The organism is Flavobacterium sufflavum (genome assembly GCF_004016525.1).
Classification (GTDB): domain Bacteria; phylum Bacteroidota; class Bacteroidia; order Flavobacteriales; family Flavobacteriaceae; genus Flavobacterium; species Flavobacterium sufflavum.
In genome coordinates this window covers 137,157-143,575 of sequence record NZ_SACJ01000009.1, presented here as the reverse complement: position 1 = coordinate 143,575, position 6,419 = coordinate 137,157, and the positions used below count along the sequence as shown (strand labels likewise).

Below are 6,419 nucleotides of genomic sequence, written 5' to 3'. Positions count from 1 at the left end.
CCCGTGCGCCGGTCTCTTGGTCCGAAAACCAATACCCCTCGACTTGCATGTGTTAAGCCTGCCGCTAGCGTTCATCCTGAGCCAGGATCAAACTCTTCATCGTATATTGTTTGAGATTTTCATCTCTATTTATTATCTGACTGAAGTTCTAGTGGTTTATTCTAATCTCTCGATTCTATTACTCTTATTCTTTTGCCCCGATAATTATCGGGACGGCTGTCAATTCAATATGTCTAGGAACGTGTTCTTCTTAATTCTCTCTTCGTTTTTCACATTTGATATGTCTCTCGAAGCGGGTGCAAAAGTACAACTTCTTTTTAATCTCGCAAGAAATTTTTAAAGTTTTTTTTCGAAGATTTTTTCTTCGTTTCTTTTTAATTTTCTTACCAGCTTTTCAAATAACTTGTCGCTTTTGCGGGGTGCAAATGTAATATCTGTTTTTAAATCTCACAAACTTTTTTAAACCTTTTTTTTAAAGAAATAAATCTCTAATTCCGATTTAATGTTTGTCAGTATTTTAAAGAACGTATGCGTTGTTGCGGGTGCAAAAGTAGAACCTTTATTCGTTTCTACAATAGCTTTTCGAAAGTATTTTCAAACTATTTTTTAATACTCTGAAAACGTGCTTTTTATTTTTTGACTTTTTTAGCGTTTGTAGGATTTTAGACAAATAAATGCTGTTTTTAAACACAAAGAACACTAAGAAGACACAAAGCCCGCAAAGGCTTTTCTAATAAACTATACCATTATATATAGCACATATCACTATTTCAAGCGCAAACTCTAGCCCCGATAGTAGCGACATCCTCTTGTGGTAGCGACAGCGGACACAAGAGATATAGCAGACAGCGGGAAATAGCTTCAAAAAATCACTCTTATATATATGTACAAAATTAACTTCATACAAAAACATAAAAAAACCTGCCTCGTTTAGAACGAGACAGGTTTTAATAGATTAAAACAAATTCTGTTTCCTAATATTACTTAACAGAAAACTTGAAAGAAGTTTTTGTTTTATAGTTTTCTCCAGGGTTTAAAACCGTAGTTGGGAAATCTTTTTGATTTGGAGAATCCGGATAATGTTGTGTTTCTAAACAAAGTCCTGTTCTGTGTGCGTAAGTTTTACCGTCTCTGGTTGGTAAAGTTCCGTCCAGGAAGTTTCCTGTGTACAATTGGATTCCAGGCTGATCAGTGTACACCTCCAATAGTCTTCCGCTAGTTGGATCATAAGCAGAAGCCGCAAAACGGAATCCTTTGTCTTGGTTATTCAACACCCAGCAGTGATCATAACCTAATCCTTTTTTCAATTGGTCATTTGTTACTTCAATATCTTTACCAATAGCTTTTGGTTTTCTGAAATCAAAAGGAGTATTAGTCACATCATCTAATTTACCTGTTGGAATAAGGTCAGCATCTACAGGTACCAATTTATCCGCATCAATAGTGATTTCATCATTTAAGATTGTTTTAGTGAAATCGCCTGATAAGTTGAAATAAGAATGCTGTGTAAGATTCACCACTGTTTTCTTGTCAGTTGTAGCTTCGTAAAGAACATCCAAAGAATTATCTTTGTTTAAAGTATAAGTAACAAAAACCGTTAGATTTCCTGGATAACCTTCTTCCATATCTTTACTGATGTACTTCAATTTTAAAGTTGCAGCATCACCGCCTTTAGCCTCTTCAACAGTCCATATTCTTCTGTGAAATCCTTCAGGTCCTCCGTGCAACGCATTTTTACCATTATTAGTTGCCAATTTATATTCTTTACCATCCAAAGTAAATTTACCTTTAGCAATACGATTTCCATAACGACCGATTAAAGCTCCAAAATAAGGATTGTCTTTAGTATATTGTTCGAAATTATTAAAACCAATTACCACTTCTTCAGAAACCCCAGCTTTATTAGGCACTTTTAAAGAAGTAATAATTCCTCCATAAGTCATAATATCCACTTCCATTCCTTTTTGATTTTTCAACTTATAGCTGTCAATCTTTTCTCCTTTAGCAGTAGTTCCGTACTCTGATTTCTCAATAGTAACACTGTCTTTTTGAGTAACATTTTGTTCCTGGTTTTCTTTCTTTTCCCCTTTACATTGAACAGAAAGTCCTGCTGTAGTAATAACAGCCAATCCTAAGACACAACTTTTTAATAGATTCATAATTTTATTTTATTAGGTTAATGATAATAGAGAAGTCATAAAGCCAAAAGTAACATTAACTTTCGACTTTATGACTTGGTAAATTTGTTTCTAAAAAAGATTACAATCCAGTTTGGAATAAATGGTAGTAAGCTTCATTTGCATTCAAAGTATCTTTGAAATTACGAATTCTAGTATCGTTATCGATAACCACTAATTCGATTCCAGCGATATCAGCAAAATCTTCCATAAACTCAGTAGTTACAGCCTGGCTGTACACTGTATGGTGAGCACCACCTGCAAGAATCCAAGCAGTAGCAGCGATATCCAAGTTAGGTCTACAATCCCAAAGTACACGAGCTACTGGTAATTTTGGCAAATCAGCCATTGGTTTTACAGCAGTTACTTCGTTTACAATTAAACGGAAACGAGTTCCCATATCCACTAACGATACATTGATAGCATCACCTGCAGGCGAATTGAATACCAAACGAACCGGATCTTCTTTTCCACCAATTCCTAATGGATGAATTTCGCAAGAAGGTTTTCCATCAGTAATAGAAGGACAGATTTCCAGCATGTGAGAACCTAAAACATAAGATTTCTCAGGTGTAAAATGATAAGTATAATCTTCCATGAAAGAAGTTCCTCCTTCAAGACCGATGTTCATTACTTTCATAACACGAACCATAGCAGCTGTTTTCCAGTCACCTTCACCACCAAAACCGTAACCATCAGCCATTAAACGCTGAGTTGCAATACCTGGTAATTGTTTTAATTCTCCTAAGTTCTCAAAAGTATCTGTGAAAGCACCGAAACCACCTTCTTCTAAGAAAGCTCTTAAACCTAATTCGATTTTAGCAGCATCTAACAATGATTGTCTTTGCTCTCCTCCTACTTGTAATTTTGGAGCTAAATTATATGATTCTTCATAAACCGCTACTAAAGCATCTACTTGCGCTTCAGTAACTAATTTCATTTTATTAACGATATCTGAAGAGTCATATCCGTTTACAGACATACCAAAACGAATTTGAGCCTCTACTTTATCTCCACAAGTAACAGCAACTTCACGCATGTTGTCTCCAAAACGCGCTACTTTTAAATTTTGCATTTCGTCCCAACCTAAAGCTACTCTAGACCAGTTTCCTAATTTTTGTTGAACACGCACATCTTCCCAGTGACCTACAACCACTTTACGTTTTTTACGCATTCTTGACATAATGTAACCAAACTCTCTGTCTCCGTGAGCTGATTGATTCAAGTTCATGAAATCCATATCAATAGAAGCCCATGGAATTTCAGCATTGTATTGTGTGTGTAAATGACATAATGGTTTTTTAAGGATACTTAAACCATTAATCCACATTTTAGCCGGAGAAAAAGTATGCATCCAAGCGATGATACCAATACAGTTTTTGTTTGTATTAGCTTCCAAACAAATATCAGTGATTTCACTAGGTGATTTTGCCACTGATTTGTAAATCACTTTTACAGGAACATGAGAAGAAGCATCAATACCTTTTGCAATTTCCTGAGAATGCACAGCAACCTGCTTTAAAGTTTCTTCACCATATAAGTTTTGGCTTCCTACTACAAACCAAATTTCTTTTTTAGAAATATCAATCATTTTTTATTTTGTTTATTTATTATTCTTGTTTTACTTAAACCTCTCCCAACCCTCTCCAAAAAACAGGGAATCGAAATATTAAGCTCTATTTTTTCTATTCAATTTTCTGCAATCTAAATTCTAAAATCTGCAATCTAAAATTTACTGTCCGTAATACGAATCTTTTCCGTGCTTACGTTCGTAATGTTTTTTAATCAAAGAATCTTTCAATCTTGGAGCAGCAGGATTAATTTGCAAAGTCAAATAAGCCATTTGAGCCACAACTTCTAATACTTTAGAATTGTAAACCGCTTTAGCAGCATTTTTTCCCCAGGCAAATGGACCGTGATTTCCTAGCAAAACCATTTCCACCTCTTCATAAGAAAGATTTTTTTCTTTGAAACAGTCTAAAATTTGGATTCCTGTATTGTGCTCATAATTTCCTTCAATAAGGTTATCAGCCATTGGCGCAGCACAAGGAATATCAGCAGTCAAATGGTCAGCATGAGTTGTTCCAAAAATAGGAATATCTCTTTGTGATTGCGCCCAAGCTACAGAATAAGTAGCGTGTGTATGAGCAATACCACCAATGTTTGGCCAATGTTTATATAAATAAGCATGTGTTTTTGTATCAGAAGAAGGACGTTTGTCTCCTTCGATAATATTATTATCAAAATCAACAATAACAATATCTTCCGCCTTTAATTCTTCATAAGGTACTCCACTTGGTTTGATAGCAAAAACGCCATTTTCTCTATCTACTGCACTTACATTTCCAAAAGTGTACACTACTAAATTCAACTCGTTCAGTTGCATATTAGCTTCATAACATTCTTGTTTTAATGCTTGGTATTTTGAACTCATATTACTTATTATTTTGTTATAGATTCTTCCTAAAAAATATTTAAATTTTAGTTATCAAGAACCCTCTTTTTATTCTATCGTTACAAGAGATTTTTTTTCGATCTGGTTTTCTATAAATTGAGCTAATTCAGAATACGAATCCATCAATTCCTGATATTTCTCAATTTTATCTTCCTGAGGAAAATATTCGCTTTCAAAATCACTTCCCATTTTCTTAGCAGCTTCAATCACATTTGGATAAATTCCGGCAGCAACAGCAGCATAAATAGCAGCTCCTAAAGCCGGTGCCTGATCAGAAGCACAAACTTTAATTGGCTTGTTTAATACATTAGCCAAAGTTTGCATGATAAATGGTGATTTTCTCGCTACACCACCAATTCCGATAACGCTGTCAATACGAACACCTTCTTCTTCAAAACGGTCTACAATTTTCTTAGAACCAAAACAGATTGAATTGATTAAAGCTTTGAAAATATGTGGCGCTTTTGTTCCTAATGATAAATTAGTCATTGCACTTTTCAATCCTTGATTAGCATCCGGAGTTCTACGACCATTTACCCAGTCCAAAGCAGTTGGAATACTTTCAGATAATGGAATTGCCTCAGCTTGCTCTGTTAAAGTCTTGATGAAATTAGATTCTACTTCTTCTTTTAACTGTGCTTTTTGCTCTTCAGATAAAATAGTTGAGTTGTAAACCAAATTATCCAATGGCCAAGAAAGTGTATCTTTAAACCAAGCCAATACATCTCCAAAAGCAGATTGTCCCGCTTCCAAACCAATGTAATCTGGAATAACTGAACCATCTACTTGTCCACAAATACCTTTAACGGTTTTGCTTCCTACGTTTTCTTTAGCAGAAACAATAATATCACAAGTTGAAGTTCCCATTACACGAACTAAAGCGTACTCGTCAATTTTAGCACCAACAGATCCTGAGTGTGCATCAAAAGTTCCAACAGCAATAATTGTATCAGTAGTCAAACCTAATTTTGTAGCCCATTCCTGGTTTAAAGTTCCGGCAACTAGATCTGAAGTATAAGTTTCATCGTATAATTTTCCTCTTAGCTGCGCCAAGTATGGGTGTAATTTACCTAAGAATTCTTCTGGTGGTAATCCATTCCAGTCTTCGTGCCACATGGCTTTATGTCCTGCTGCACAACGGCTTCTTTTGAATGTTTTTAAATCTTTATCGTCAATTAACAAATAAGTCATTAAATCACAGTGCTCTAACCAAGTATAAGCGGCATTTTTAACTGCCTCATCCTCGCGGGCAATGTGTAATATTTTTGCCCAAAACCACTCCGAAGAATAAATTCCTCCTTCGTATTTAGTGAAATCTTCACCTCCCCAAGTAGCGGCAAGTTCGTTAATTTCATTGGCTTCATTGATAGCTGTATGATCTTTCCACAAAACCATCATTGCATTTGGATTTTCAGCAAATTCAGCTGTTAAAGCTAACGGAGTTCCGTCTTCGGTAACAGGAACAGGCGAAGAACCTGTTGTATCAATACAGATACTTTTTATCAACGAAGGATCTACCTTGCTTGCTGATACAATATTTTTAATTGTTGATTCCAATCCTTCGATATGATCCAAAGGATGTTGACGGAATTGATTGATTGACGGATTGCAATACTGTTTGTTTTTCCATCTTTTGTAATGGCAAACATCTGAGGCTAATTCTTGCCCGTTTTCGGTATCAATTAATACGGCACGAACTGAATCCGATCCGTAATCTAGACCTATTACATAATTTTTCATCTTCATTATTTAAAATATGGCTACAAATATATAACAAAAAAACATTA

4 protein-coding genes and 1 rRNA gene are annotated in these 6,419 nt (G+C 35.1%); all 5 read right to left on the bottom strand.

All coding sequences use genetic code 11. From position 1 onward, the window contains the following. A 16S ribosomal RNA gene (locus EOD40_RS13905) occupies window positions 1-103 on the bottom strand; the annotation flags it as partial. Window positions 104-980: 877 nt separating this feature from the next. Next, window positions 981-2,159, bottom strand: coding sequence for an aldose epimerase family protein (locus tag EOD40_RS13900; protein WP_128196544.1), 1,179 nt, complete (start codon window positions 2,157-2,159; stop codon window positions 981-983). Window positions 2,160-2,259: 100 nt separating this feature from the next. Next, window positions 2,260-3,768, bottom strand: a complete 1,509-nt coding sequence (gene araA, locus EOD40_RS13895) for an L-arabinose isomerase (protein WP_128196542.1) — start codon at window positions 3,766-3,768, stop codon at window positions 2,260-2,262. Between the two features lie 141 nt (window positions 3,769-3,909). Continuing rightward, complete coding sequence (locus EOD40_RS13890; protein WP_128196540.1) at window positions 3,910-4,611, bottom strand: L-ribulose-5-phosphate 4-epimerase; 702 nt, start codon at window positions 4,609-4,611, stop codon at window positions 3,910-3,912. 69 nt (window positions 4,612-4,680) lie between these two features. After that, a complete protein-coding gene (locus EOD40_RS13885) occupies window positions 4,681-6,372 on the bottom strand; it encodes a ribulokinase (RefSeq protein WP_128196538.1) in 1,692 nt (563 codons plus the stop codon). Window positions 6,373-6,419 lie beyond the last annotated feature (47 nt).